The organism is Streptomyces racemochromogenes, assembly GCF_044129415.1.
GTDB classification, from domain to species: domain Bacteria; phylum Actinomycetota; class Actinomycetes; order Streptomycetales; family Streptomycetaceae; genus Streptomyces; species Streptomyces racemochromogenes_A.
In genome coordinates, this window is sequence record NZ_JBBDHD010000004.1 from 105,697 (window position 1) to 130,903 (window position 25,207).

The window sequence follows — 25,207 nt, forward strand, 5'->3', positions numbered from 1 at the left end:
CCCGGACGGGCGGCCGGGCGGCAGAATCCCCCCGTCGGTACGGAGTCGAGGGGGCGGCCATGACAGCGGGGACGAGTACGGAGACGGGCGCGGAGACCGGGACGGGGGCGCGGTTCCCCGTCCTGGAGGGGAACCCGCTGCTCGGATCGTTCCTCGATCTGAAGGCGGACTCCCTCGGCACCTATCTGCGGGCGCAGCGGCGCCGGGGCGACCTGGTACGGGTCGACGTCGGCCCGCCCGGGCTGCGCATGGAGATGTACTGCGTCTTCTCCGCCGAGGGGGCCCAGCGGGTGCTGGCCTCGGAGTCCGCCAACTTCCGCAAGGACAACCCCTTCTACCAGGAGATCCGGGACTCCTTCGGCAACGGCCTGCTGACCGCCCAGGACGAGGACTACCTGCGCCAGCGCCGCCTGGTGCAGCCGCTGTTCACCCGCAAGCGGGTGGACGGCTACGCCGGGGCGGTCGCGGACGAGACCGGGAGCACCCTCGCGGCGTGGGCGCGGTCGCGGGACGGGATCGTCGACGTCTCGGACGAGATGATGCACCTGGCGCTGCGCGCGGTGTCCCGGATCCTCTTTGGCGCCGACGTGGACGCCACCGTCGACGTCGTCCACCGGTGCTTCCCCGTCATCACCGAGTACGTCCTGCGCCGCGGCTACTCCCCCCTCAACGTCCCCCGCGGCTGGCCCACTCCGGGCAACCGGCGGGCGGCCGCCGCGATGGACGAGCTGTACGGGGTCTGCGACCGGATCATCTCCGAGCGGCGCCGGTCCCCGTCCCCCGGAGGGGAGGGCTCCGAGGACCTGCTGACCCTGCTGGCCGGGGCGCAGAGCGCGGACGACGCGGCCTTCGACGCCGCCGAGCTGCGCGACCAGGTGCTGATCTTCCTGCTGGCCGGGCACGAGACGACCGCCACCTCGCTGGCCTTCGCCCTGCACCTGCTCGGCCGCCACCCCGAGGTGCAGGCACTGGCCCGTGAGGAGGTCACGCGCGTGCTGGGCGACCGGACGCCCGGGGCCGCCGACCTCGACCGGCTGCCGTACCTGACGCGGGTGCTCAAGGAGGCGATGCGGCTCTATCCGGCCGCACCGGTGATCGGCCGCCAGGCGGTGGCCGCCACCGAGATCGACGGGCACACCGTCCCGGCGGACGCCACGGTGATCCTGGCCCCGTGGGTGACGCACCGCCACCCCCGCTACTGGAGCGACCCGGACCGCTTCGATCCCGACCGCTTCCTGCCGGAGGCCGAGGCGGCACGGCCGCGCTACGCCTGGTTCCCCTTCGGCGGCGGGCCGCGCGCCTGCATCGGCCAGCACTTCTCGATGCTGGAGTCGGTGATCGCGCTGGCGATGGTCCTGCGCGCCTACGAGATCGAGGCCGTGGACACGGAGGTCCCGCTGAGCGCCGGGATCACCCTGCGGGCCGAGGGGCCGATGCGCTGCCGGATCCGCCCCGTGGCGGGGTGACCCGGGCCGCTCAGCGGTAGTCGTCGGGGTGGTCCTGCATCCAGGTGCCGATCCCGTCCCGGGCGCCGAGCAGCGCGGGCTGGTGCCGCTTGAGGTTCTCGAAGCCGTGGTCGGCGCCCAGTTCCCGGTCGAGGCCGGCGATCAGGGCGATCGGCTCGGGGAAGTGGGCGGGGCCCTTGGGGTCGGCCTTCATCGCGCGGTCCACGCGGTGGAGTTCGTCGTACACCCGGCCCAGGAGGTAGGCGCAGTTCGCCGGGGTGCAGGAGTCGTCCAGGGTGGCCTGGAGCCCTGCGAAGGCGTCCCGTACCCGCTCCGGCTGCGGGGAGGGCGCGGGCGGGCCGGCGTCGGAGGCGGAGGCCGCGAGTTCGGCGGCGGCCTGCGGCCGGTGGCCGCTGTCGCAGGAGACGGTGAGCGCCGCCAGGGCGACGGTCACGGCCGTCGCGGCGGTCGCGCGCAGGATGGGTCGGAGCATCGGTTTCCCCCCGGTGTTCGATGACCAGCCGACCCTACCCGCCGCTTTCGCCCCCGACGCCCGCCGGGGTGTGGTTGCCCTGGAGCCGTTGCAGGTCGGAGGGCCGGACCTGGATCACGAACACCGCGATCAGCGCCCCGACCAGGGTGAAGGCGGCCGCCGCGACGAAGGCGGCGCCGACGCCCGAGGTGAGCACCAGGTCCGACCAGGGCTTGGGGAACTGGTGGGTGCGGGCGAAGAAGGCCTTCTGCTCGGGGGTGGAGCCGCGCACGAACGCCACGGCCAGGTCCTTGGCCTCGTTGCGGCTCGCGGTGCCGAAGACGGTGACGAGGATCGACAGGCCGAGCGACCCGCCGACCTGCTGCATGGAGTTGAGGAGTCCGGACGCCGCGCCGGACTCCCGGTCGGGCACGTTGGACAGGGCCATCAGGGTCAGCGAGACGAACTGCATGCCCATGCCGGTGGCGAAGACGAGGATCGGGCCGAGGATGCCGTCCGGGTAGGTGGAGTGGACGTCGATCCGCGTCAGCCAGGCCAGGCCGGCCGCGCAGCACAGGGCGCCCGTGACCATGAAGGGTTTGGGTCCGAACCGGGGCAGGAGCCGGGAGGTGAACGTGGCCGACACCGCGACCATGACGCTGACGGGCAGGAAGGCGAGCCCGGCCCGCAGCGGGCTGAAGCCGAGCACGTTCTGCACGAACAGGGTCAGGAAGAAGAACATGCCGAAGATCGCGCAGGCGAGGAAGAGCATGATCCCGTAGGTGCCGGCCCGGTTGCGGTCCGCGAACATGTGCAGCGGGGTGATCGGCTGCGGGGAGCGCCGCTCGTTGAACACGAACAGGGTCAGCAGGACCACGGCCGCGCCGAAGGAGCCCAGGGTCAAGGGGTCGCTCCAGCCGTCCTGGGAGGCGCGGATGAACCCGTAGACCAGCGCGACCATGCCGCAGGTGCCCAGCAGGGCGCCGGCGAGGTCGAAGTGCCCGGGGTGGCGCTCGGACTCGCGCAGGACCCTGCGCGCCATGACGGCGATGAGCAGGGCGACGGGGACGTTGACGAAGAACACCCAGCGCCAGTCGAGCCATTCGACCAGCAGGCCGCCCGCGAGGAGGCCGATGGCGCCGCCTCCGGCGGAGACGGCGGCGAAGACGCCGAAGGCCCGGTTGCGCGCGGGCCCTTCACGGAAGGTCGTGGTGATCAGCGCGAGGGCGGTCGGGGAGGCGATGGCGCCGCCCACGCCCTGGAGGGCCCGGGCAGCCATCAACTGGCCGGAGTTCTGCGCGAGTCCGCCGAGCAGGGAGGCGAGGCCGAAGAGGAGGACGCCGGAGATGAAGACGCGTTTCCGCCCGAGGATGTCCCCGGTGCGGCCGCCGAGCAGGAGGAGTCCGCCGAAGGTGAGCGTGTAGGCGTTGACGACCCAGGACAGGCTTTCGGTGGACAGATCCAGTGCCGTCTGGATGTGCGGGAGGGCTATGTTCACGATCGTGATGTCGAGGACGACCATGAGCTGGCAGGAGGCGATGATGAACAGGGCCAGCCCGTTCCCCCTGCCGTTGCCGGGAGCCGGGCCGTCGGTCCCGGTGCTGTGCGGCGATGCGTTCGGGTCCACTCGTCGACGCTACGCCCGCCCGGCAAGGGTCACCACTCGAATAGCCTAGGCTATGTGATATTTCACATGTCACACTAGATCTATGGACGATTTCCTCAGGCAATCCGCCGCCACGGCCCGGTTCACCCTCGGCTCGCCCCGCGCCTTCTCCTTCGGCGACTTCGGCCGCCTCCTCTGGTTCCTGCGCTCGACGGGCCCCACCGACGCCGTCGACAGCCTCTGGGTCCTCGACACCGCCACCGGAACGGAAACCCTGCTCGCCGACCCCCGCACCCTCTCCCCCGACCCCGGGGAACTCCCCGTCGCCGAGCGCCGGCTGCGCGAGCGCACCCGGCTCGTGGCCGCCGGGATCGGCACGTACGCCCTCTCCGGCGACGGCCGCCGCGCCGTCTTCCCCCTCTACGGGCGGCTCTACGAGGTCACCTGCGACGACACCGCACCCGCACCGGTCCCCTCCGCCGGCCCCGTCTTCGACCCGCGCCCCAACGCCGACGGCTCGCGCATCGCCTACGTCACCGGCGACGCCCTGTACACCGCCCCCGGAGGCCGGGTCAGCCCCGACGACGGGGCCCGCTGGGGCGTCGCCGAGTTCGCCGCCGCCGAGGAGCTCGACCGGGCCCGGGGCCACTGGTGGTCCCCTGACGGGCTCGCCCTGCTCGCCGCCCGGGTGGACGAAGGCGCCCTCCAGCGCCGCTGGTTCGCCGACCCCGCGCACCCCGAGCTCCCGGCCGAGGACTTCGCCTACCCCGAGGCCGGCGGCCCCAACGCCGACGTCCAGCTGTGGGTCCTGCCCGCCGGCGGCGACCCGGTCCGGCTGGACTGGGACGCGGACGCCTACCCGTACGTGTCCGACGCCGGCTGGGAGTCACAGGAGGAGATCCTGCTGACCGTCCAGGACCGCCTCCAGCAGAACGTCCTCCTGCTCACCGCCGACCCCGCCACCGGCCGTACCCGCGAGCTCTCGCGCACCACCCACCCCTTGTGGGTGGACCCCCTCCCGGGCACCCCGGCCCGCCTGCCCGACGGACGCGTCCTCACCTCGGCGGACGTGGCGGACGGGACGGCCCGCGGCCTCGCCGTCGACGGCAAGCCGCTCACCGGCGGCGGCGTCCAGATCCGCGCCGTGGCCGGGACCCACCACGACCGGCTGCTCGTCGAGGCGTCCCTGCGCGACCCCTCCGAACAGCAGGTGCTCCTGCTGGACCCGGCCACCGGAGCGATCACCCCGCTCGCCGACGGGCCCGGCGTGCACACCGTGACCGCCTCGGCGGCCGGGAACCTGCTGCTGACCTCCGCCGACGCGGACGGCGTCCGGCGCACCCTGCAGACCGCCGACGGCCGCCGGTTCACCCCCCGCGACCTGGCCGCGCCCCTGCCCCACCGGGTCACGCCGGTCCTGGAGCGGGTCACCGAGCTCGGGATCCCCACCGCCCTCGTCCTGCCCCGTCACCACGTCCCCGGCCGGCGCCTGCCCGTGCTGATGGACAGCTACGGCGGCCCCGGCGCCCAGGACGTCTGCGCGGAGCCGCGCCGCTGGCAGTACCGGCAGTGGTGGGCCGACCAGGGCTTCGCCGTCGTCACCGTCGACAACCGGGGCACCGCGAACGTCTCCCCCGCCCACACCCACGCCATGTACCGGGGCTTCTCCGAGGTCACCCTCGACGACCAGGTCGCCGCCCTGCGGGCCCTGGGCTCCCGCCACGGCGACCTCGACCTCGGACGGGTCGGCGTGCGCGGCTGGTCCTACGGCGGCTACCTCTCCGCGATGGCCGTGCTGCGCCGCCCGGACGTCTTCCACGCGGCGGCCGCCGGAGCCGCGCCCACCGACTTCCGGCACTACGACACGGCGTACACCGAGCGCTACCTGGGCCTGCCCCAGGACCACCCCGAGGTCTACGAGCGGGACTCCCTGATCCCCGACGCGCCCCGGCTGACGCGGCCCCTGCTGCTGGTCACGGGCCTGGCCGACGACAACGTCCACCCCTCCCACACCCTGCGGCTCTCCCAGGCCCTCACCGACGCGGGCCGCCCCCACCAGCTGCTGGCACTCCCCGGCGTCACGCACATGACCCCGGGCGGGGCCCGGGAGAAGATCATGGCGCTGGAACTGGAGTTCTTCCGCCGCGAACTGGCGCTGTAGCCGCCCCGGACGGCGGGAGGGCCCCGCGGACACTGCCGTCCGCGGGGCCCTCCCCTTCTTCCCGTGATCCCCGTCAGTCACCCGGGAAGTGACAGGCCACCTCGCGCGAGGCGGCGAGCTGCAACAACGGCCGCTCGGTGCGGCAGACGTCCTGCGCCTTGGGACAGCGCGGATGGAAGGTGCAGCCCGGGGGCGGCGCGGCCGGGCTCGGCGGGTCGCCGAGCAGCACGATCCGCTCGCGCCGCCGCTCCGCCGCCGGGTCGGGCAGCGGGACGGCGGACAGCAGCGCCCGGGTGTAGGGGTGCTGCGGGTTCTCGTAGAGGGACTTCTTGTCCCCGATCTCGACGATCCGGCCGAGGTACATGACCGCGACGCGGTCGCTGACCCGCTTGACCACCGAGAGGTCGTGCGCGATGAAGACGTAGGCGAGGCCGAGTTCGGCGCGCAGCCGCTCCATCAGGTTGACGATCTGCGCCTGCACGGAGACGTCCAGGGCGGAGACCGGCTCGTCGGCGATCACCAGCCGGGGGCTGGTGGCCAGCGAGCGGGCGATGCCGATGCGCTGGGCCTGGCCGCCGGAGAACTCGTGCGGGTAGCGGTCGATGTGCTCGGGGATCAGCCCGGTCAGCTCCATCAGCTCGGCGGCCCGGCGGCGGGCGTCGGCCGCGCTCCAGCCCTGCACCAGCAGCGGGTCGGAGATGATCCGGGCCACGGTCTGGCGGGGGTTGAGGGAGGAGTGCGGGTCCTGGAAGACCATCTGGACGTCCTTGCGCAGGGGCCGCAGGGCGCCCTGGGACAGCCGGCTGATGTCCCGGCCGTCGAACTCGACGCTGCCGGAGGTGGGTTGCAGCAGTCGCACCAGCATCCGGCCGGTGGTGGACTTGCCGCAGCCGGACTCGCCGACCAGGCCGAGGGTCTGTCCGGCCTCCAGGTCGAAAGAGACCCCGTCGACGGCCCGCACCGGAGCCGAGCGGCGGCCGGTCAGGGTCCGCCTGCCGGGGAAGGTCATCGTCAGGTCGCGGACCCGCAGCAGCGGCGCCGACGGTGCTCCCTCCCGCTGTGCGGCGGGGTTCGGGCGGGTGGCCGGGGCCCTCATCGGGACACCTCCGGGGCGGGGACGGCGGCAGCGGGCAGCGCGCCGGCGAAGTGGCAGGCCGCCAGCCGGTCCGCCGAACCGTACGGGCGCAGCTCGGGCCGCTCGCCCGTGCAGCGGCCCGCGTCCTGGGCGGGGGCCGCGGCGGCGACCGCGCAGCGCGGGGCGAAGGCACAGCCCGGGGCGGGGTGGAGCAGGGACGGCGGAGCGCCGGGGATGGAGGGCAGCGGGACGTCGTCGGCACTGTCGAGGCGGGGCAGCGAGTCGAGCAGGCCCCGGGTGTAGGGGTGGGCGGGCTCGGCGAACAGGGCGTCGACCGAAGCCTGTTCGGCGGCACGTCCGCCGTACATGACCAGCACCTCGTGCGCGACGCGGGCCACCACCCCGAGGTCGTGGGTGATCATCACGACCCCGAGGCCGCGCTCCTGCTGGAGGCGGGCGATCAGCTCCAGGATCTGCGCCTGGACGGTGACGTCGAGGGCGGTGGTGGGCTCGTCCGCGATGAGGAGGTCGGGTTCGCAGGCCAGGGCCATGGCGATCATCGCGCGCTGGCGCATGCCGCCGGAGAACTGGTGCGGGTACTCCCCCGCCCGGCGGGCGGGTTCGGGGATGCCGACCTCGCCGAGCATGTCGACGGCCCGTTTGCGGGCGGCCGCCCGGCCGGCCCGGAAGTGCACCCGGAAGTGCTCGGCGATCTGCTCGCCGACCGTGTAGTAGGGGTGCAGGCTGGACAGCGGGTCCTGGAAGATCATGGCCATCCTGCGGCCGCGGACCTTGGCGAGCTGCTTCTCGGGCAGGCCGGTGAGCTCCTGTCCGGCGAGCCGGACGGACCCCGAGACCTCGGCGCCGGCCCGGTGCAGGCCCATGACGGCGAGGGAGGTGACGGACTTGCCGGAGCCGGACTCGCCGACGATGCCGAGGGTGCGTCCGGCCTCGACGGTGAAGCCGAGGGAGTCCACGGCCCGTACGGTGCCGCGCGGGGTGGAGAACGTGACGCCGAGGTCACGCACGGCGAGGAGGGGGTCAGGGGCGGTCATCAGTACCTCACCCTCGGGTCGATGACGGCGTACAGGAGGTCGACGACGAGGTTCGCGACGACGATGAAGAAGGCGGCGAGCAGGGTGACCCCGAGGACCACGGGCTGGTCGGAGCTGACGAGCGCCCCGTAGAACAGCCGGCCGATGCCGGGGAGTCCGAAGATGGACTCGGTGATGACGGCTCCGGCGAGGAGGCCGCCGAGGTCCATGCCGAAGATGGTGAGGATCGGGGTCATCCCGGAGCGCAGCCCGTGCTTGACGACGACGGTCCGCTCGGGCATGCCCTTGGCGCGGGCGGTGCGGATGTACGGCTCGGCCATCGCCTCGATCATCGAGCCGCGGCTCTGCCGGGCGTACATGGCGGCGTAGAGCAGGGCGAGCGCGGTCCAGGGCAGCAGCAGGTTGCCGGCCCAGCCGAGCGGGTCGGCGGTGAGCTCGTGGTAGCTGGGGTAGGGCAGCAGCCCGGCGATGCGGATCACCCCGTAGATGAGCATCACGGAGGTGAAGTAGACGGGCAGGGAGGCGGCCGCGACGGCGCCGACCATCAGGGCCTTGTCGGTGGCGGTGTCCTTGCGCAGGGCGGCGGTGACCCCGGCGCCCAGGCCGAGGATCAGCCACAGCACGGCGGCGCCGAAGGCGAGGGAGGCGGAGACGGGGAGCCGGTCCATGAGCAGGTCCCAGACGGGCAGGGAGTTCTCGTACGAGTAGCCCAGGCAGGGGAAGTCGCACTGGACGGCGTACTGGCCGGTGCCGAGGGTGCGGCCGGTGAAGATGCCGGTGAGGAAGTGGGCGAACTGCTCCCAGAGCGGCTTGTCGAGGCCGAGGTAGGCGCGTACGTCGGCGAGCCGTTCGGGGCTGCAGGTCTTGCCGCAGGCCGCGGCGGCCGGGTCGGTGGGCAGGACGTAGAAGATCAGGAAGGTGACGGCGGCGATGGCGAGGAGCACGCCGGCGAGGGCGAGCAGCCGGCGCAGGAGGTAGAGGATCAACTGCGGCCGCCCCTCGGGTCGAGGATGTCGCGCAGGGCGTCGCCGAGCAGGGTGAAGGCGAGGACGGCGAGGAAGAGGAAGACGCTCGGGATGACGAAGTACATGGGGTCGGTCTCGTAGAAGGCCACGGACTCGGCGATCATCTGGCCCCAGGAGGGGGTGGGCGGGCGCACGCCGACGCCGAGGTAGCTGAGGGCGGCCTCGGTGCTGATCATGCCGGGGATCAGCAGGGTGGTGTAGGCGATGACCGGGCCCGAGACGCCGGGGAGGATGTCGCGGGTCAGGATCCGCCAGGCGCCGGATCCGCCGACGCGGGCGGCGTCGACGTACTCGCGGTGTTTGAGGGAGAGGGTCTGGCCGCGCACGACGCGGGCGACGCCGGGCCAGCCGAAGAGTCCGATGACGGAGGTCATCAGCACGATCCGGTTCACGTCCTTGGCCACCGACAGCATCGCGATCATGAAGATGAGGGAGGGGAAGGACATGGTGAGGTCCATGAGCCGGGACAGGACGGCGTCGGTGCGGCCGCCGAAGTAGCCGGCCGCGATCCCGGCGGCGGTGCCGGTGAGGACGACGATGGCGGTGGCGGCGAAGGCGATCAGGAGGGAGACCTGGGCGCCGTGGACGACGCGGGCGAACAGGTCGCGGCCGGTGACGGGTTCGACGCCCAGCCAGTGCTCGGGACTGATGCCGCCGAAGGAGCCGAGGGGCTGCCCGGCCAGGTAGGGGTCGACGGCGGACTTGTCGAACTCCTCGGGGGACCAGCCGCCGAGCGCGCCCAGCCAGGGCGCGGTCAGGGCCATCAGGACGAAGAGGAGGACGACGCAGAGGCTGACGCGGACGGCGGGGCGGCGGCGCAGTTCCCGCCGGGCCAGCTGCCAGGGGCTGCTGCCCGGGGGGACGTCCGTGGCCGGCGCCCCGGCCGGGGCCGCCTCAGGGGCGGCGCCGGGTGCGGTGGTGGTCATGGTGTGTTCCGGTCCCGGGTTCCTCAGCCCTGGCTCTTCGAGGGGTCCTTGAGGCCGACGGTCCCGTAGTCGATGGTGCCGGTCCACACGGGGTGGCCGTACGCGCCGGCGATGTTGGGGCCGACGAGGAGCGGCTTGCGCTCCAGCAGGACCGGGATGGACGGGGCCTTCTTCATGACCTCGGCGTCGAGGTCGATCCAGGCCTGGTTGGCCTGCTTGGCGTCGGCCATGGCGTTGATCTCGTCGATCCGCTTCATCACGGCGTCGTCGCGGAACTGGGCGTAGTTGCCCTGGTTGCCCTTGTCCTTGATGGTGCGCCCGTCGAAGACGAAGGGGATCCAGGTGGAGCCGGAGGGGTAGTCGGGGCACCAGCCGGTGTAGGTCATGTCGGGGGTGGTGGAGAGGTCGCCGATGACGTCGTAGTAGGCGCCGGGGTCGACGGTGTCGATGACGACCTCGATGCCGGCCCGGGACAGGCCCTGCTGGAGCGCCTCCGCCTTGGCCTTGTCGCCGGTGGAGACGGCGAGGGAGACCTTGAGGTGCTCCTTGCCGGCGGCCTTGAGGAGTTCCTTGGCCTTGGCGGGGTCGCCGGAGGCGGGGATCTTCAGGGTGTCGGCCTGCTTGCCGCCGGTGAGGGCCGGGGGCAGGTAGGCGGTGGCGACCTCGTTGAGGGCGGGGCCGCCGGCGGCGGTGATGACGGCGTCCTTGTCGACCGCGTACTGCATGGCCTCGCGGACCTTGGGGTCGTTGAAGGGGGCGCGGGAGTTGTTCAGGTGGAGCATGGTCGTACAGCCCTGGGACTCGGCCAGCAGGCGGGCCTTGACGTCGGGCTTGGGCAGGACCTTCGGGGCGCTCTCGGGGCGCATGTTGGCGTACTCGACGGCGGAGGCGTCGGCGCCCTCTCCGGCGATGATGCGGTCGTCGATCTGGCCTCCCTTGAGGCCCATGACGACGACGAACCTGTCCGGGTAGGCCTTGCGGACGGAGTCGCTCTTCTGGTCCCAGTGCTCGTTGCGGACGAGGACCAGCTTCTTGTCGCGCTCGTAGCTCTCGATCTTGTACGGGCCGGAGGAGAAGGGGCGGGCGTCGTACTGGGTGCCCTTCTCCTGGGACTGCGGGACCGGGGAGAAGGTGGGCAGGGTGGCGGTCTGGGAGAACTCGGCGACGGGTCGCTTGAGTTCGAAGACGATCGTGCGGTCGTCGGGGGTCTTGACCGAGTCGAGGTGCTGCCCCTGGAGGGGGCCCTTGTAGCCCTCGGTGCCGGCGAGGTACTGGGCGGCGTAGTCGGGGCCGCCGGTGAGGTCGGGGGCGAAGGAGCGCTCGACGTTGTACTTGACGTCCTGGGCCTTGATGGGGCTGCCGTCCTCGTACTTCAGGCCCTCCTTGAGGGTGAAGGTCCAGGTGCGGCCGCCGTTGGAGGGGGTGCCGAGGTCGGTGGCGAGGTCGGGGACGAGCTCGCTGCCGGCCTTGCCGGGCTCGGCCTTGAAGGTGACGAGCGTGCGGTAGAGCAGACGGGTGCCGAAGTCCATGGTCGGCATGACCCAGTTGCGGGCCGGGTCGAGGTGGGAGAAGTCCTGGTTCGACAGGACCGTGAGGGTGCCGCCCTTCACGGGGGTGCCGCCGAGGGTCTTGCCGTCGTTGGCGGCGGCGGGGTTGGCGCCGCCCTTCCCCTCGGCGCCCTTCTTGGGGTCGGAGCAGCCCGAGGCGCCGAGTGCGAGCGTCGCCACCAGGGCGGTGGCGAGGGCGAGTTGCGTGCGCTTGGTCATGGGTCACTCCAGGGAAGGGCGCGCTTTAGGATGTGACCGGTAACATAGTAATGTGAAATTGTACTGACAACCCTTTGCCGCCGACGTTATCCAGCCGTGTCCAAAACGGCCTGGCTGCGGGAGAGTTGGTTGGCCTCACCTCCTTAGGCTCGGCGGCATGGACCACGACATACCCCTGCCGGAGCTGCTCCACCTGCCCTACGCGCTCTACGGCCTCGCCCGCAATCCCGCGGTGCGGGCCGACCCGCAGCTCTGCGACGCCCTCCGCCCCGGCGGCCCGGCCAGGAGGCTCGCCGCCGCTCAGGCACTGCCCGAGGAGATCGCGGCACGGCTCGCCGCCGACCCGGACCCGGAGGTACGGGCCGAGCGCGCCGGGCGGGAGGGCGCGGCCGGCGGGCGGCACGGTCTCTTCGCCGCCGACCCCGAGGCCGAGGTGCGGATCGCGCTCGCACAGAACCCGGGGCTGTCACCGGAGTTGGCGGCCCGGCTGGGGGCCGACACCGATCCGGCGGTGCGCGAGGCCGTCGCCCGGCGCGAGGAGGCCCCGGCCGAGGACCTCCACCGGGCCCTGCTGGCCGACCCCGAGGCGAAGGTGCGGGTGGCCGCCTGCCGCCACCGCCCGCCGGCCGGCCTGCACGGGGCCCTGCTGGCCGATCCGGCGACGCGGCACCACGTCGTCCCCTTCCTCGACCTGGACCCGGAGACGGCGGAGCGGCTGGCCGCCGACCCCGACGACCGGGTCCGGGAGCAGCTCGCGGGCCACCCCTGCCTGTCCGCGGAGCTGCGCGCGGTCCTGGCCCGGGACGCCGACCCCGGCGTGCGCGGCAAGGTGTTCGAACGGGCCGACGCGACACCGCAGGAGCGGGCCGCGATCTTCGCATCGCTGACCGCCGGAGCACTCCGCTACGAGGAGGATCCCCGCGACTCCTCCGACGAGGACTTCCTCTGCGACGCAATGCTGGCCTACCTGGACCTCATGCCCTATCCGTGGGTGGAGCCCGATCCCCTGCCGTACGCCGACTCGCCGTACGCGGGGCTGCGCTGCGCGGCGGCGCGGAGCACGGCCCTGCCGGCCGAGGCACGGGCGCGGCTGCTGGCCGACGACAACCCGCGCGTACGGTTCCTCGCGCTGGCCGGCCTCGCGGAGCCGGACCCCGCGCTCGTCGAGGAACTCGACCGGCGGCAAGGGGGGAGGGTCAAGCACGGCGGCCGCCCCGCGGACCTCGCCACCTTCCCGCCCGAGACCCTGCGCCGGTTCGCCGCCGATCCGGACGCCTGGATGCGGCTGCTCGCCCTGCGCGACCCGGATCTGCCGCCCGATCTGCTCGAACGCCTCGCGGCGGACGGGGACGAAGGGGTGCGGCAGGCCACCGCCGAGCACCCGCGGATACCGGTGGAGGCCCTGGTGCGGCTGCTCGGGGACACGGACGAGGACGTCGTCGAGGCGGCCGCGGCCTCGCCGGCCTTGCCGGTCGAGGTGATGCGGGCGCTCCTCGACCGGGCGGACGCGGCCGGCGGCCCGCCGCCCCGGCCGGCCGCCTGCGAGGGCGACTGCCGCCACGGAGCGTCCGAACGGTAGCGCGGTCCGCCCGGAGGACGGGCGCCCTGCGGCATCCGGTGCGTACCCCCGGCCCACCGGACGACACGCGGCAGGCCGGGCCGTACCGCACCCCGGGCGGCGGACCAGGGGTGCCGGACAGCTCGGGGCGGCGCACCCCGGGCGGCGGACCAGGGGTGCCGGACAGCCCAGGGCGGCGCAGCCCGGCCGGCGGGCCGGTTCCCCCGCCGGAGTCCGAACGGGGCTGTGCCGCCCGGACGTTGCCCGGCGGCTCCGGCACGCGGGGGGGCTTGGCCCCTACAGGCCGGAGCCGAGGCCGCCTTGGGGGCGGCCCACCGGCTCGTCGCGGCCCTGGGCCCACAGGGAGCGGACGTGGCCGAGGTGGCGGACCATGCACGCCTCCGCCGCCTCCGCGTCGCCCGTGAGCATCAGGTCCAGCAGTTCGAGGTGTTCCTCGGCGGAGGAGACCAGCTTGCCGGCCTCGTCCAGGCCCGTCAGCCCGTACAGCCGGGAGCGCTTGCGCAGGTCGCCGACGGTCTCGACCAGGCGCTCGTTGCCCGCGAGGGCGAGGAGGCTGAGGTGGAAGCGGCGGTCCGCCTCCAGGTAGCCGATGAGGTTGTGCTCGCGGGCGCTGGTGACGATCTCCTCGGCGATCGGGCGCAGTTCCTCCAGCTGCTCCCGCGTGGCCGTGCGGGTGATCCGGCCGATGGTCGGCACCTCGATCATCGTGCGCAGCTCGGTGTACTGGTCGAGGTCGCGCTCGCTGACCTCGGTGATGCGGAAGCCCTTGTTGCGGACGGGCTCGACGAGGCCCTCGCGGGCCAGGTCCAGCATGGCCTCGCGCACGGGCGTGGCCGACACGCCGAGTTCGGCGGCGAGGCCCGGCGCCGAGTAGACGCTGCCGGGACGCAGCTCGCCCGCTATCAGCGCGGCCCGGAGGGCATGGCCGACCTGGTCGCGCAGCCTTTCCTGGGCCTTGATGAGACTGTGCTGCTTCAGGTCACCCATTGCTCTTCCTCCGAGACCCCGCACACCACCGACGTGCGGAGGAACAGCGTACAATGTCACGTTTCGCTGTTCGCTCCGGTCGCGTGGTAGATCGCCACCGCGACGGCAAGATCTTCCCAGGCCATGCCCACGCTCTTGAAGAGCTGTGGACGACTCGGCCTCCCTCCGGGGGACGTGCGGCCGGTGACCAGGTCGGCCAGGGTGGCGCTGATATGACCGGGACCGATCGCCCCCTCGGCCTCCGGGATCAGCAGGTCCCCCGCCTCGCGCAGCGCCGCCGCCCGCGACTCCACGTACACCGCCGCGCGTCGCACGAGGGCGGTGTCCGTCTCCCGGGCCTCCGGTTCGTGCGAGCCGACGGCGACGACCACGGCCCCCGGGGCCACCAGCCGCCCGTCGAAGAGCGGCTCGCGGGCGGTGGTGCAGCACAGCACCAGGTCCGCCCGCGCCACGTCCCGGGGAATGCCCGTACGGGCCTGGACGCCCAGGCTCCGGGCGTACGCGGCCAGTCGCCCGGCCCGGCCGGGGTCTCGGGCCACCACGACCGCCTCGGCGAGCTCCCGCAGCTCCAGGACCGCGTCGAGGTGCCCGTACGCCTGCGGTCCCGACCCGAAGACCACCAGCCGCAGCGGGCGACCGGGTGCGGTGAGGTGGCGCAGGGCGAGGACGGAGACCGCCGGGGTGCGCAGGGCTGTCAGGGCGGCGCCGTCCAGGAGGGCCAGCGGGCGCAGGGTGGGGCCGTCCAGGAGGAGGTAGCTGCCGGTGATCCGGGGCAGCCCGCGCGCCGGGTTGCCCGGGGCCACTCCGGCGATCTTCACTCCCGCGTACCCGCCGGACGCGGCCGGCATGAGCAGGAGCTCGCCGCCGGGCGCGGCCACGCTGGTGCGCTGCGGGCAGGACTCCGGGTCCAGGCCGGCGCGCAGGGCGCCGGCCAGGGCGTCGGCCGCCTGCGCCGTGGTGAGCAGACCGGCCGTCTGTGCGGCGTCCAGCTGGAGGAGGCCGCCCGCGGGGGTGCCCGTCACAGCAGGAAGCCCGCGCCGAGGGCGTCGTACGGGTCGGCGGTGAAGACGTGCTCTCCCGTGCGGTAGGCGGTGCCGGTGACCTCGGTGACCCCGCCGCCGACGAGCCGGCCGGTGAAGACCGTGCCGGTGACCGACTCGTGGAGCAGGTCCTCCCCCTCCCCGAGGCGGCCGTCCTCCGCCAGCAGGGCGAGGCGGGCGGAGGTGCCGGAGCCGCAGGGCGAGCGGTCGATCTGCCCGTCGGCGAAGACGGTGACGTTGCGCTGGTGCGGCCCGAACGGGGTGTCGGGCAGCTCCTCGTGGAGGACCACCCCGTAGACGCCGGAGAGCAGCGGGCCCTGCGGATGCCAGGTCGCCGGGTGGGTGGCGAGGGCGGCGCGGATCTCCCGCCCGGCCCGGACGAGTTCGGGCAGGGCGGCGCGGGTCACCTCCAGGCCGAGGTCGCGGGCCCGGACCGAGGCGTAGCAGGCGCCGGCGTGCGCGATGTCCACCTCGGCGATGCCCAGGGTGGTGGCCACCGGCACCTTCCGGGCGCCCACCCGGGCCGGGACGTTGCGGAAGGTGACCCCGGTGGTGCGGCCCCCGGACCGGTGGACGGTGGCGGCGACCCGGCCCGAGGGGACGTCGACGCGCACCTGGACGTCCCCGTCGTCGGGGGCGGCGACCCGTCCGGAGTCCACGGCCCAGGCGCCCAGCGCCATGGTGCCGTGACCGCAGGCGGTGGAGTAGCCGTCCTTGTGCCAGAAGAGCACCCCGAAGTGGGCCCCGTCGTCGTCCGGGGGCACCACGAAGCCGCCGTACATCCCGGCGTGCCCGCGCGGCTCCTGGACCAGCAGGCGCCGTACCTCGTCCAGCGGCCCGCGCCGCGGCGCGGTGCCGGAGCCCCCCGGGCCGATGGCCGTGGCGCAGCGCTCGGCGACGGTGTCGCCGGGGACGGGCGGCAGGCCCTGCGCGACGATCCGGAAGGGCTCGCCGGCGGTGTGGTAGTCCACCGCGCTGACGGTGTGCGGGGCGGTCACAGGAGGAACCCTCCGGGGAAGGGATCGGACGGGTCGAGGAAGTACTGGGCGGTGCCCGTGATCCAGGCCCGGCCGGTGACCGTGGGGACGACGGCCGGTCGGCCGCCGACGGTGGTCTCGGCGGTCAGGCGGCCGGTGAACTCGGTGCCGATGAAGGACTCGTTGACGAAGTCGGTGTCCAGGGGCAGCAGGCCGCGCGCGTGCAGCTGGGCCATGCGCGCGCTGGTTCCCGTACCGCAGGGCGAGCGGTCGAACCAGCCGGGGTGGATGGCCATCGCGTGCCGGGAGCGGCGCGCGTCGGATCCGGGGGCGGCGAGGTAGACGTGCTTGACGCCGGCGATGGAGGGGTTCTCGGGGTGGACGGGCCGGTCCGGGGAGGCGTTGACCGCGTCCATGACCGCGAGCCCGGCGGCGATCAGGTCGTCCTTGCGGGCCCGGTCGAACGGCAGGCCGAGGGCGTCCAGTTCGACGAAGGCGTAGAAGTTGCCGCCGTAGGCGAGGTCGTACGTGACCGTGCCGAAACCGGGGACCTCGGCCTTCAGGTCGAGGCCGACGCAGAAGGAGGGGACGTTGGTGAGGGTGACGGCGGTGGCCGCGCCGTCCTCCACCCGTACGTCCACGACGACCAGCCCGGCCGGGGTGTCGAGCCGTACCGTGGTGACCGGTTCGACGACGGGGACCATGCCCGTCTCGACCAGGACCGTGGCCACCCCGATGGTGCCGTGGCCGCACATGGGCAGCAGGCCCGACACCTCGATGTACAGCACGCCGTAGTCGGCGTCGGGCCGGGTGGGCGGCTGGAGGATGGCACCGCTCATCGCCGCGTGGCCGCGCGGCTCGTACATGAGCAGCGTGCGGACGTGGTCCATGTGCTCCATGAAGTGGAGCCGCTTGTCCGCCATGGTGGCGCCGGGGATCACCCCGACTCCCCCGGTGATCACCCGGGTCGGCATGCCCTCGGTGTGGGAGTCCACCGCGTGGTAGACGTGGCGTGTGCGCATCAGGTCGCCCCTCCGGCCGGTCGCTGGTTCGTGCTGGGTGTCTGGGTGGCCGGGCCTCTAGTTGAGGCCTTCCGCGAGGGCCTTCTCGGTGGCGGCGCGCACGGCCGCCTCGGTCTCCCCGGTGAGCGGGAAGCGCGGGGGGCGGGTGGCGCCGCCGGGGCGGCCGGCCAGGTCCATGGAGAGCTTGATGGCCTGGACGAACTCGGTCTTGGAGTCCCAGCGCAGCAGGGAGTGCAGGGACTTGTAGAGCGGCAGGGCGGTGGCGGTGTCACCGGCGACGGCGGCCCGGTAGAGGGTGGCGCAGGAGCGGGGCAGGGCGTTGGGGTAGCCGGCGATCCAGCCGACGGCTCCGGCCAGGGCCAGTTCGAGGAGGACGTCGTCGGCGCCGATCAGCAGGTCGAGGCCCGGGGCGAGTTCGGCGATCTCGTAGGCGCGGCGGACGTCGCCGCTGAACTCCTTGACGGCGACGATGCTGCCGTCGGCGTGCAGGCGCGCGAGGAGGGAGGGGGTCAGGTCCACCTTGGTGTCGTACGGGTTGTTGTACGCGACCACCGGCAGACCGGCCCGGGCGACCTCGGCGTAGTGGGCGCGGACGGTCTCCTCGTCGGCGCGGAAGGCGTTGGGGGGCAGGAGCAGGACGGAGCCCGCGCCGGCCTCGGCGGCCTGGTCGGCCCAGCGGCGGGCCTCGGCGCTGCCGTACGCCGCCACGCCGGGCATGACGCGGGCGCCGTCTCCGGCGGCCTCGACGGCGGTGCGGACGACGCGGGCGCGCTCCTCGTCGGTGAGGGTCTGGTACTCGCCGAGGGAGCCGTTGGGCACGACGCCGTCGCAGCCGCTCGCGATCAGCCAGGCGACGTGTTCGGCGTAGGCGTCGTAGTCGACGGAGAGGTCCTCGCGCAGCGGCAGGGCGGTGGCGACCATGATGCCGTGCCAGGGGCGGGTGCGGGTGTCGGGGGCGGTGCCGGCGGAGGGCGCGGGGGTGGGCGCGTCGGTCATGGAAGGACTCCCTAGTGTGGTGTGTGACATTTTACTAGTGGGTGCGGATCGGCCACAAGGGGCCGGTCGGGGGTTGACGGAGGGAAGTGCGCGGAGCGCCGGGCCGGTTCGGCGGAGTGCCGGGCGGCCCAGGAGCCCGGGGGGGGGCGGTTCAGGGGGCGGGCGGGGCCGGCTCGGCCGGGGGCAGCGCGGCCAGGTGGCGCAGCGGGACCGGGCAGGAGAACGGGCGCCGGTCCGGGGCGGGCGCCCCGCCGGCCAGGGCGGCGACCGCCGGGCCGCACATGCGGCCCTGGCACCAGCCCATCCCGGCCCGGGTGAGGAGTTTGACCGTACGGGCGTCCCGCGCCCCCAACTCCTCGACCGCCTCGCGGATCCGGCCGGCCGGTACCTCCTCGCAGCGGCACACGTCGGTCTCCTCGCGCAGCCAGCCGGTCCAGCCGGTGCCGGGGCGGTGCGCGGCGGCCATCGCCGCGGCGAAGGCGCGCAGCCGGGCGCGGCGGCGGGTGAGGGTGGCGGGAACCGGCCGCCCCGCGATGGCGTGGGCGGCGATCTCGCCCTCGGTCAGGGCCAGTTGGGCGCCGCCGATGCCGCCGGTCTCGCCGGCCGACCAGACGCCGGGGACGGAGGTGCGCTGGCTGGCGTCCAGTTCCAGGGCGACGGTGCCGTCGGGGGCCAGGCGGGTGGCGCAGCCGAGGCCGGTGGCCAGTTCCAGCTGGGGTACCAGGCCGTGGCCCACGGCGAGGGCGTCGCACGGGATCCGGCGGGCGGTGCCGGGCAGCGGGCGCCAGTCCTTGTCGAGGCGGGCGAGGGTGACGGCCTCGACGCGGTCGGTGCCGTGCGCCTCGGTGACGGCGTGCCGGGTGAGCAGGCGGATGCCGTGGCGCAGCAGGGCTCCGCCGTACGTGGCGCCCTCGGCGAGTTTGGCGGGATTGCGGAGCAGGGCGGGGGCCTGGGGGGCGTACGCGGTGTACGAGGCGGCCTCGACGACGGCCGGGACGGCGGCTCCGGCGGCGGCGAGGGAGCCGGCCACGGCCAGGAGGAGCGGGCCGCTGCCGGCCACCACGACGCGGCGGCCGGGGAGGACGAGGTTGTTCTTCAGCATGGCCTGGGCGCCGCCGGCCCCGACCACGCCGGGCAGGGTCCAGCCGGGAAAGGGGAGCTGGCGCTCGTGGGCGCCGGTGGCGAGCAGGACGCGGCGGGCACGGAGGGCCGCGGGGGTTTCGTCCGGGGCGTGGCCCGCGACCGCGTGGAGGGTCCAGGTGCCGGTCCCGTCCGGGTCCGGGACCACCGTCCACACGTGGTGCCGGGGGAGGTACGTGATGCGGCCCGCCGCCTCGTGGGCGCGCAGGGCGGCCTCGCGGGTGGTGAAGGCCCGCCAGCCGTGGTGCAGGGCCTGGGGGCGGGCGGCGCCGAGGGTGGCGGCGGGGTGGCGGTAGTACTGGCCGCCGGGGCGCTCCGCGGTGTCGAGGAGGGTGACGCGCAGGCCGAGCCCCGCGGCGGTGACGGCGGCCGCGAGGCCGGCGGGGCCCGCGCCGACGACCGCGAGGTCGGTGAGGGCGGCGGGGTCAGACGGCGAGGTCGGCATGGCCGCTGCCTTCCTGGGTGGTGACGGTGTCTCCGGGGCGGGCCGGGACGAGGCAGGCGCGCTGGTTGGGGCGGCCGTTGACGGTGACGAGGCAGTCGTAGCAGGAGCCGATGCCGCAGAACGCGCCGCGGGGGGCGCCGCCCTGGCGGGTGGTGCGCCAGGCCTGGATCCCGGCCGCCCAGAGGACGGCGGCGATGGTCTGGCCCTCCTGGGCGGGCAGGTCGCGGCCGTCGAACGCGATGGGGTACGTGGCCGCCGGGCTGCCGCCGACCAGCTCGCGGGGGCTGCGCATCAGGGGGCTCCTCGGGGGGTGTCTACGGGGGCGGGGGGGCCGGGGCCCTGGATCGGGCCGCGGTGTCACGGGCCGAAGCGGTCCGGGCGGAAGGGGGCGGGGTCCAGTGGGGGTTCCGCGTTCGTGAGGGACGCCGCGATGAGCCGGCCCGTCGCCGGGGCGAGGCCGATGCCGGCGCCCTCGTGGCCGCAGGCGTGGAGGAGGCCCGGGGCGCGGGTGTCCGGGCCGATGGCCGGGAGGTGGTCGGGGAGGTAGGGGCGGAAGCCGTGGTAGGTGCGCAGGGCGCGGACGTCCGCCAGGACCGGGAAGAGGGCCGCGGCCTGGGCCGCCAGGCGGCGCAGGGCGTCGGTGGAGAGGGTGCGGTCGAAACCGACGCGCTCGCGGGTGGCACCGATCAGGACCGGGCCGGCGGGGGTGCCCTCGACCACCGCGGACGACTGGAGGGACGCGGAGTCGCTGGCCACGTCGGCGATGTAGTCCGCCGCGTAGACCTTGTGGCGGATGAGCCGGGGAAGGGGTTCCGTCACCAGGACGAAGCCCCGGCGGGGGAGGACGGGGAGCGTGGTCCCGGCGAACTCGGCGATCCGGCCGGCCCAGGTTCCGGAGGCGTTGACCACCGCCGGGGCGCGGAGGGTGCGGCGGGAGGTGCGGACGCCCCTGACCGTGCCCTTCTCCAGGAGGAGTCCGGTCACCTCCTCGCCCAGGCGCAGGGTGGCGCCCGAGGCCTTCAGGAGGTGGGCCGCCGCCAGGGCCGGCTGGACCTGGGCGTCCTGGGGGTAGTGGAAGCCGCCCGCCAGGCCCGGGGCGAGGTGCGGTTCCAGGTCGTGGAGGGTCGCGACCTCCGTGGCGACGACGCCCGCGGCGCGCTGGCCCTCGGCGAAGTGGCGCAGGGCCTTGAGGGTGGTCTCGTCGGGGGCCACCACCAGGCCGCCCTTGGGCTCGTACTCGACGGGCCGGGGCAGTTCGGCGGACAGGTCCTGCCAGAGGCGGGCGGAGAGGAGGGCCAGGTCGAGTTCGGGGCCCGCCTCCTTGTCGGAGACGAGGAGGTTGCCCTCGCCCGCACCGGTGGTGCCGCCGGCCACGGGGCCCCGGTCCACCACCGTCACGGAGAGACCGGAGCGGCTCGCGTAGTACGCGCACGCGGCTCCGACGACACCGGCGCCAATGATCACGACGTCCATGTCAGTAATATGTCACATTCTTTTGGTGGTGCCTAGGGCCGGTTCCGCCCCCCGCCGGAACCGGCCCCAGGGCGCGGGGTCAGCTGCGGAGGGGGCCCTCACAGCTGTAGGAGGAGGTGCCCGCCGCCTTGTTGTCCCAGATCTCCACCGGCCCGAAGGAACAGTTCATGTCCGCCAGGTTGTTGGAGGCCGCGCCGGCCCGGTCGAGGAGGAAGTAGTCGACCGTCTCGGACATGTCCTTGAAGTTCTGGTCGTCGCTGCGCCAGTTCTTCAGGTTCGCGGTGATCCGGCCCGTACAGGTGAAGCGGCGCTTGGCGGTGTCGCCGTTCTCCACGCAGTCCGGGGTGTTGTACGTCGCCGTGGCGAAGGAGGACTTCACCGAGGCCAGCGCGGAGTCGCGCAGCTGGTCGTTGGCCGTGAAGGTGGTGTTCGGGACGTAGAGCTGGTCCACCTTGGCGATCTGGGCGTCCAGGAAGCGGTTGTAGTCGCGCTGGAGGTAGGTGTCCGCGCCCATGCGGTGGCGCCACGCGTCGAAGCCGGCGACGTCGTTGGCGCGCAGGTAGCCGTACATCTCGCGCAGCAGCGAGGGCTTCTCGGTCCAGAGGAACTCGAAGAACGTGCCCGCGTAGTTGTAGAAGCGGAAGCCGTCGCCGTCGTACGTGGCGTGCAGGAGCTGGTCGACGCTCATGCGCGGGCCGCCGCCGGCGGTGTCGTTGATGATGCCGCGGACCAGGGACTTGCGCACGGCGATGCCGTTGTCGCGGGTGGCTCCGTCGAAGAACTCGGCCGTGCCCTCGTCCATGGCGGTGGTGCGGTCGCCCTGGTACCAGTCGCCCTGGCCGAAGAAGCCGGGGACGGCGAAGCGGCCGTTGAGGTAGTGCGTGTACTCGTGGCGGAAGAGCTCTTCGAGGGTGAGGGAGGAGTCCTGCGGGACGCGGCGCTGGTAGGTGTAGAAGGTGGCGCCGTTCTCGATGTAGATGCCGCCGTTGTTGGTGCCGTACCCGGTCAGGATCGGGTGGTAGTTCACGTAGTCGGCGCGGGAGGCGTAGAGCACGATGTTCAGCGTGCTGTTGGGGTCCCCGGCGAGCGGCTGGTCGGTGCCCAGGACGCGGTGGAACTGGGTCTTGACCTGCTTGCTCGCGTAGTAGAGCTGGTCGACGGTGGCCCGGTCGAGGGCGGTGCGGACCTTGATGCCGCCGTTGTCGTAGGTGTAGGTGTACGGGAAGAGCTGCTTCTCGATGTCCTCCTTGCACACGCCGTACGGCTTGCACGCCTCGTAGAAGTTGAGCCAGGAGACCAGCTTGGCCCACTGCTCGCTGCCGTTGCCCCAGGTGGACTTGACCGGTTCGAGGAGGGCGCCGAGGTCCGCCGTGATCTGGTCCTTGAGGCCGTCGACCTGGCCGAAGCGCCCGTACTCGCCGAGGGCGTCGCGCGCGGCCCAGGCGTTGGCGCCGCCCTTGAGGTGGCCGTAGCCGGCGAAGGCCTTGAAGAGGGCGCGGTAGGCCGGGTCGGCCTTGACCGCGGCGTGGAAGGCCGCGTCGTTGTTGCCCGGGTAGACGCCCAGGTAGTTGACGGAGAGGGCCGCGAGGGCGGCGCCGCCCCAGGAGGCGTCCTGGTTGGTGGCCGGGTGGGAGGCGTCCAGGGTGGGCAGGACCTTCTTGATCAGGCCGATCTGGTGCTGGCGCAGGCCGGGGGCGCTGCCCGCGTAGAGGGCCTCGCGCAGGGTGCGGGCGTTGGAGGCGGTGACGTCGAAGGTGTGGGCTGCGCCCGCGAAGTCCGCGATGGCCTGGCGCATGGCGTCGACGGTGGGGGCGTCGGTGACGTCGATCTCGGTGCGCGAGTAGTCGTGGTAGACGACCGCGTGCAGGTAGGTGAACATCTCCTCCAGGTGGGAGGAGTTCCGGCCGTCGTGGGCGGCGGCCAGGCTGGATATCCGCCGGGAGACGGCCTGGACGTGGGCGTCGGACATGACGGGCGCGAGGCGCGCGTCCCAGGTCCAGATGAGGGTGCGCAGGCAGCCGTCGGCGGTGACGGCCGGGTCGGCGAGGAAGTCGGCGAACTGCTCCGGGCCGAGACCGGTGACCCCGTCAAGGGTGCAGGGGACGCCCGCGGCGACGCTCCTGGCGGTGGGCGCGGCCTGCGCGGTGGCCGCCTTGCGGCTCTTGTCGGCACCGGGGGCCGGGTCGGCGGCGCCGGGAACCCGGTTGTCGGCGACGGACGCGCCGCCGGGGGCGGGGGCCGGGGCCGGTGCGAGCTGCTTGGCGTCGGCGAGGCGGTCGACCTCGTCGAAGGGGTTCGGCGCGGCGGCCGGACCGGCGGCGAAGGCGGCGGGCGCCGACGCGGCGGGTGCGGCGGCGGGGGTGCCCCGCTCGGCTGCCTGGGTCACCGCCTGGCCGGCGGTGGCGAGGAGGGTGACCGTGACGGCGGCGGAGAGGAGCGACGTACGCACAGCTCTGTGCTGGGACACCTTGGGACTCCTGTGGGAAGGGAGGTGGGGGTAGTGGTGCGTGAACTGCCCTGCTTCACACGGCGTTTGACGGGGATTAACGTGCCGCGGTGTGACCTGTAACATAGTAATGTGAAATTGCACTGGCAAGACCTGTGCGCCCCCCAGTTCAGTCCTTCTTTGAGGGAGCCTCCGTGACCGACACCTCCTCCCGCCTGAACACCGGCAGCCACGACCTCCCCGTATCCACCGAGTTGTCCCGCTTCATGGCGGGGAACTGGGCGCCCACCCCCCTGCCCGCCGGCTCCCGCGTGACCGCGTACGAGGTCACGCCCGCGCGCCGCGCCCGGCTCTCCGCCCGCTTCCCGGGCGAGCGGCTGATCGTCCCGGCCGGCGGGCTGAGGGTCCGCTCCAACGACTGCGACTTCCGCTTCCGGCCGCACAGCGCGTACGCCTGGCTCACCGGTCTGACCGGCGAGGACCAGGTGGGGCACGTCCTGGTCCTGGAGCCCGCCGGGCCGCACGGCCACGAGGCCGTCCTCTACCTGCGTCCCCGCTCCGACCGCTCCGACGGCACCGAGGAGTTCTACCGGGACCGCCGCTACGGCGAGTTCTGGGTGGGCCGGCGCCCCGACCTCGCCGAGGCGGAGCGGCTCACCGGGCTGCGCTGCGCCCACCTCGACGCGCTCGGCTCCCCCACCGGCCGCAACGCCGCCACCGACGCCGAACTGGCCTCCGCCCTCTCGGAACTGCGGCTCGTCAAGGACGCCTGGGAGGTCGACCAGCTCCAGCTGGCCGTCGACCACACCACCGCCGGATTCGAGGACGCCGTACGGGCCCTGCCCGCGGCCCTCGCCCATCCGCGCGGCGAACGCTGGATCGAAGGGGTCTTCAACCTGCGGGCCCGCGCCGAGGGCAACGGCCTCGGCTACGAGACCATCGCCGCCTCCGGCGCGCACGCCTGCGTGCTGCACTGGATCCGCAACGACGGGCGGCTGAGCCGGGACGAACTCCTGCTGCTGGACGCGGGCGTGGAGACCGACAGCCTCTACACCGCCGACATCACCCGCACCCTGCCGCTGTCCGGGCGCTTCTCCCCCGTACAGAAGCAGGTGTACGAGCTGGTGCTCGCCGCCCAGGAGGCGGGCATCGCCGCACTGCGGCCCGGTGCGCGCTTCCGCGACTTCCACCGGGCCGGTATGCGGGTCATCGCCGAGGGCCTCGCCGAGTGGGGCGTGCTCAAGGACGCCGAGGGCGACCTGCACCGCCGCTACACCCTGTGCAGCAGCGGCCACATGCTCGGCCTCGACGTGCACGACTGCGCCCGGGCGCGCGCCGACGCCTACCTGGACGGGGTGCTGGAGGAGGGCCAGGTCCTCACGGTCGAGCCGGGCCTCTACCTCCAGCCGGACGACGAGACCCTCCCCGCCGAACTGCGCGGCATGGGCGTGCGCATCGAGGACGACCTCGTCATCACCTCCGACGGGGCCCGCCTGATGTCGGGCGCCCTGCCGCGCACGGTGGCCGGCATCGAGGAATGGATGGGCACCCTCCTCGACTCCGCCCCCTGA

20 protein-coding genes are annotated in these 25,207 nt (G+C 73.8%); 4 read left to right on the forward strand and 16 right to left on the reverse strand.

Features of this window, described 5'->3' with window-relative positions; genetic code table 11:
• The first annotated feature begins 59 nt into the window (after window positions 1-59).
• On the forward strand, window positions 60-1,466 hold the full coding sequence (locus WDV06_RS02920) for a cytochrome P450 (protein ID WP_395507987.1): 1,407 nt from the start codon (window positions 60-62) through the stop codon (window positions 1,464-1,466).
• Window positions 1,467-1,476: 10 nt separating this feature from the next.
• On the opposite strand, the gene WDV06_RS02925 is transcribed toward WDV06_RS02920, so the two are convergent.
• A complete protein-coding gene (locus WDV06_RS02925; RefSeq protein ID WP_395507988.1) occupies window positions 1,477-1,938 on the reverse strand; it encodes a hypothetical protein in 462 nt (153 codons plus the stop codon).
• Window positions 1,939-1,972: 34 nt separating this feature from the next.
• Window positions 1,973-3,544: an MFS transporter gene (locus WDV06_RS02930; RefSeq protein ID WP_395507989.1), complete on the reverse strand. Its 1,572-nt coding sequence runs from the start codon at window positions 3,542-3,544 to the stop codon at window positions 1,973-1,975.
• 82 nt (window positions 3,545-3,626) lie between these two features.
• Between WDV06_RS02930 and WDV06_RS02935 the strand changes: the two genes are divergently transcribed.
• Window positions 3,627-5,684, forward strand: coding sequence for a S9 family peptidase (locus WDV06_RS02935; protein WP_395507990.1), 2,058 nt, complete (start codon window positions 3,627-3,629; stop codon window positions 5,682-5,684).
• Window positions 5,685-5,757: 73 nt separating this feature from the next.
• Here WDV06_RS02935 and WDV06_RS02940 read toward each other — a convergent pair whose 3' ends face one another.
• Genes WDV06_RS02940 through WDV06_RS02960 form a run of 5 tightly spaced genes read right to left on the reverse strand, consistent with a single transcriptional unit; the run spans window position 5,758 to window position 11,531 of the window.
• Window positions 5,758-6,780 carry an ABC transporter ATP-binding protein gene (locus tag WDV06_RS02940; protein WP_395507991.1) on the reverse strand — a complete coding sequence of 341 codons (1,023 nt, stop codon included), beginning with the start codon at window positions 6,778-6,780 and terminating at the stop codon, window positions 5,758-5,760.
• Complete coding sequence (locus WDV06_RS02945) at window positions 6,777-7,814, reverse strand: ABC transporter ATP-binding protein (RefSeq protein WP_395507992.1); 1,038 nt, start codon at window positions 7,812-7,814, stop codon at window positions 6,777-6,779. The genes WDV06_RS02940 and WDV06_RS02945 overlap by 4 nt, the downstream gene beginning before the upstream one ends.
• The gene (locus tag WDV06_RS02950) at window positions 7,814-8,800 is read right to left on the reverse strand and encodes an ABC transporter permease (RefSeq protein WP_045945502.1); all 987 of its coding nucleotides are present in this window, start codon (window positions 8,798-8,800) and stop codon (window positions 7,814-7,816) included. Before WDV06_RS02950 ends, WDV06_RS02945 begins: the two co-directional genes overlap by 1 nt.
• On the reverse strand, window positions 8,797-9,765 hold the full coding sequence (locus tag WDV06_RS02955; RefSeq protein ID WP_395507993.1) for an ABC transporter permease: 969 nt from the start codon (window positions 9,763-9,765) through the stop codon (window positions 8,797-8,799). The genes WDV06_RS02950 and WDV06_RS02955 overlap by 4 nt, the downstream gene beginning before the upstream one ends.
• Window positions 9,766-9,788: 23 nt before the next feature.
• Window positions 9,789-11,531 carry an ABC transporter substrate-binding protein gene (locus WDV06_RS02960; RefSeq protein ID WP_395507994.1) on the reverse strand — a complete coding sequence of 581 codons (1,743 nt, stop codon included), beginning with the start codon at window positions 11,529-11,531 and terminating at the stop codon, window positions 9,789-9,791.
• 157 nt (window positions 11,532-11,688) lie between these two features.
• Here WDV06_RS02960 and WDV06_RS02965 point away from each other — a divergent pair, with 157 nt between their 5' ends.
• The gene (locus tag WDV06_RS02965; protein WP_395507995.1) at window positions 11,689-13,110 is read left to right on the forward strand and encodes a hypothetical protein; all 1,422 of its coding nucleotides are present in this window, start codon (window positions 11,689-11,691) and stop codon (window positions 13,108-13,110) included.
• A 276-nt stretch (window positions 13,111-13,386) separates the two neighbouring features.
• Here the strand turns inward: WDV06_RS02965 and WDV06_RS02970 are convergent, their stop codons facing one another.
• The 9 genes from WDV06_RS02970 to WDV06_RS03010 form a co-directional block, all read right to left on the reverse strand.
• Entirely contained in the window at window positions 13,387-14,097 is a 711-nt protein-coding gene (locus WDV06_RS02970; RefSeq protein WP_395507996.1) for a GntR family transcriptional regulator, read from the reverse strand.
• Window positions 14,098-14,153: 56 nt separating this feature from the next.
• The gene (locus WDV06_RS02975) at window positions 14,154-15,119 is read right to left on the reverse strand and encodes an ornithine cyclodeaminase family protein (protein WP_395507997.1); all 966 of its coding nucleotides are present in this window, start codon (window positions 15,117-15,119) and stop codon (window positions 14,154-14,156) included.
• Window positions 15,116-16,135, reverse strand: coding sequence for a proline racemase family protein (locus tag WDV06_RS02980; RefSeq protein WP_395507998.1), 1,020 nt, complete (start codon window positions 16,133-16,135; stop codon window positions 15,116-15,118). Before WDV06_RS02980 ends, WDV06_RS02975 begins: the two co-directional genes overlap by 4 nt.
• Window positions 16,132-17,136, reverse strand: a complete 1,005-nt coding sequence (locus WDV06_RS02985) for a proline racemase family protein (protein ID WP_395507999.1) — start codon at window positions 17,134-17,136, stop codon at window positions 16,132-16,134. Before WDV06_RS02985 ends, WDV06_RS02980 begins: the two co-directional genes overlap by 4 nt.
• A 57-nt stretch (window positions 17,137-17,193) precedes the next feature.
• Window positions 17,194-18,132 (reverse strand): dihydrodipicolinate synthase family protein, encoded by a 939-nt coding sequence (locus WDV06_RS02990; RefSeq protein ID WP_395508000.1) that lies wholly within the window; start codon window positions 18,130-18,132, stop codon window positions 17,194-17,196.
• A gap of 151 nt (window positions 18,133-18,283) precedes the next feature.
• Complete coding sequence (locus WDV06_RS02995) at window positions 18,284-19,717, reverse strand: FAD/NAD(P)-dependent oxidoreductase (protein ID WP_395508001.1); 1,434 nt, start codon at window positions 19,715-19,717, stop codon at window positions 18,284-18,286.
• Window positions 19,698-20,009 (reverse strand): (2Fe-2S)-binding protein, encoded by a 312-nt coding sequence (locus tag WDV06_RS03000; protein ID WP_395508002.1) that lies wholly within the window; start codon window positions 20,007-20,009, stop codon window positions 19,698-19,700. The genes WDV06_RS02995 and WDV06_RS03000 overlap by 20 nt, the downstream gene beginning before the upstream one ends.
• A 65-nt stretch (window positions 20,010-20,074) precedes the next feature.
• Window positions 20,075-21,190 (reverse strand): NAD(P)/FAD-dependent oxidoreductase, encoded by a 1,116-nt coding sequence (locus tag WDV06_RS03005; RefSeq protein ID WP_395508003.1) that lies wholly within the window; start codon window positions 21,188-21,190, stop codon window positions 20,075-20,077.
• Between the two features lie 79 nt (window positions 21,191-21,269).
• Window positions 21,270-23,657 (reverse strand): collagenase, encoded by a 2,388-nt coding sequence (locus tag WDV06_RS03010; protein WP_395508004.1) that lies wholly within the window; start codon window positions 23,655-23,657, stop codon window positions 21,270-21,272.
• A gap of 173 nt (window positions 23,658-23,830) precedes the next feature.
• Between WDV06_RS03010 and WDV06_RS03015 the strand changes: the two genes are divergently transcribed.
• The gene (locus WDV06_RS03015; protein ID WP_395508005.1) at window positions 23,831-25,207 is read left to right on the forward strand and encodes an aminopeptidase P family protein; all 1,377 of its coding nucleotides are present in this window, start codon (window positions 23,831-23,833) and stop codon (window positions 25,205-25,207) included.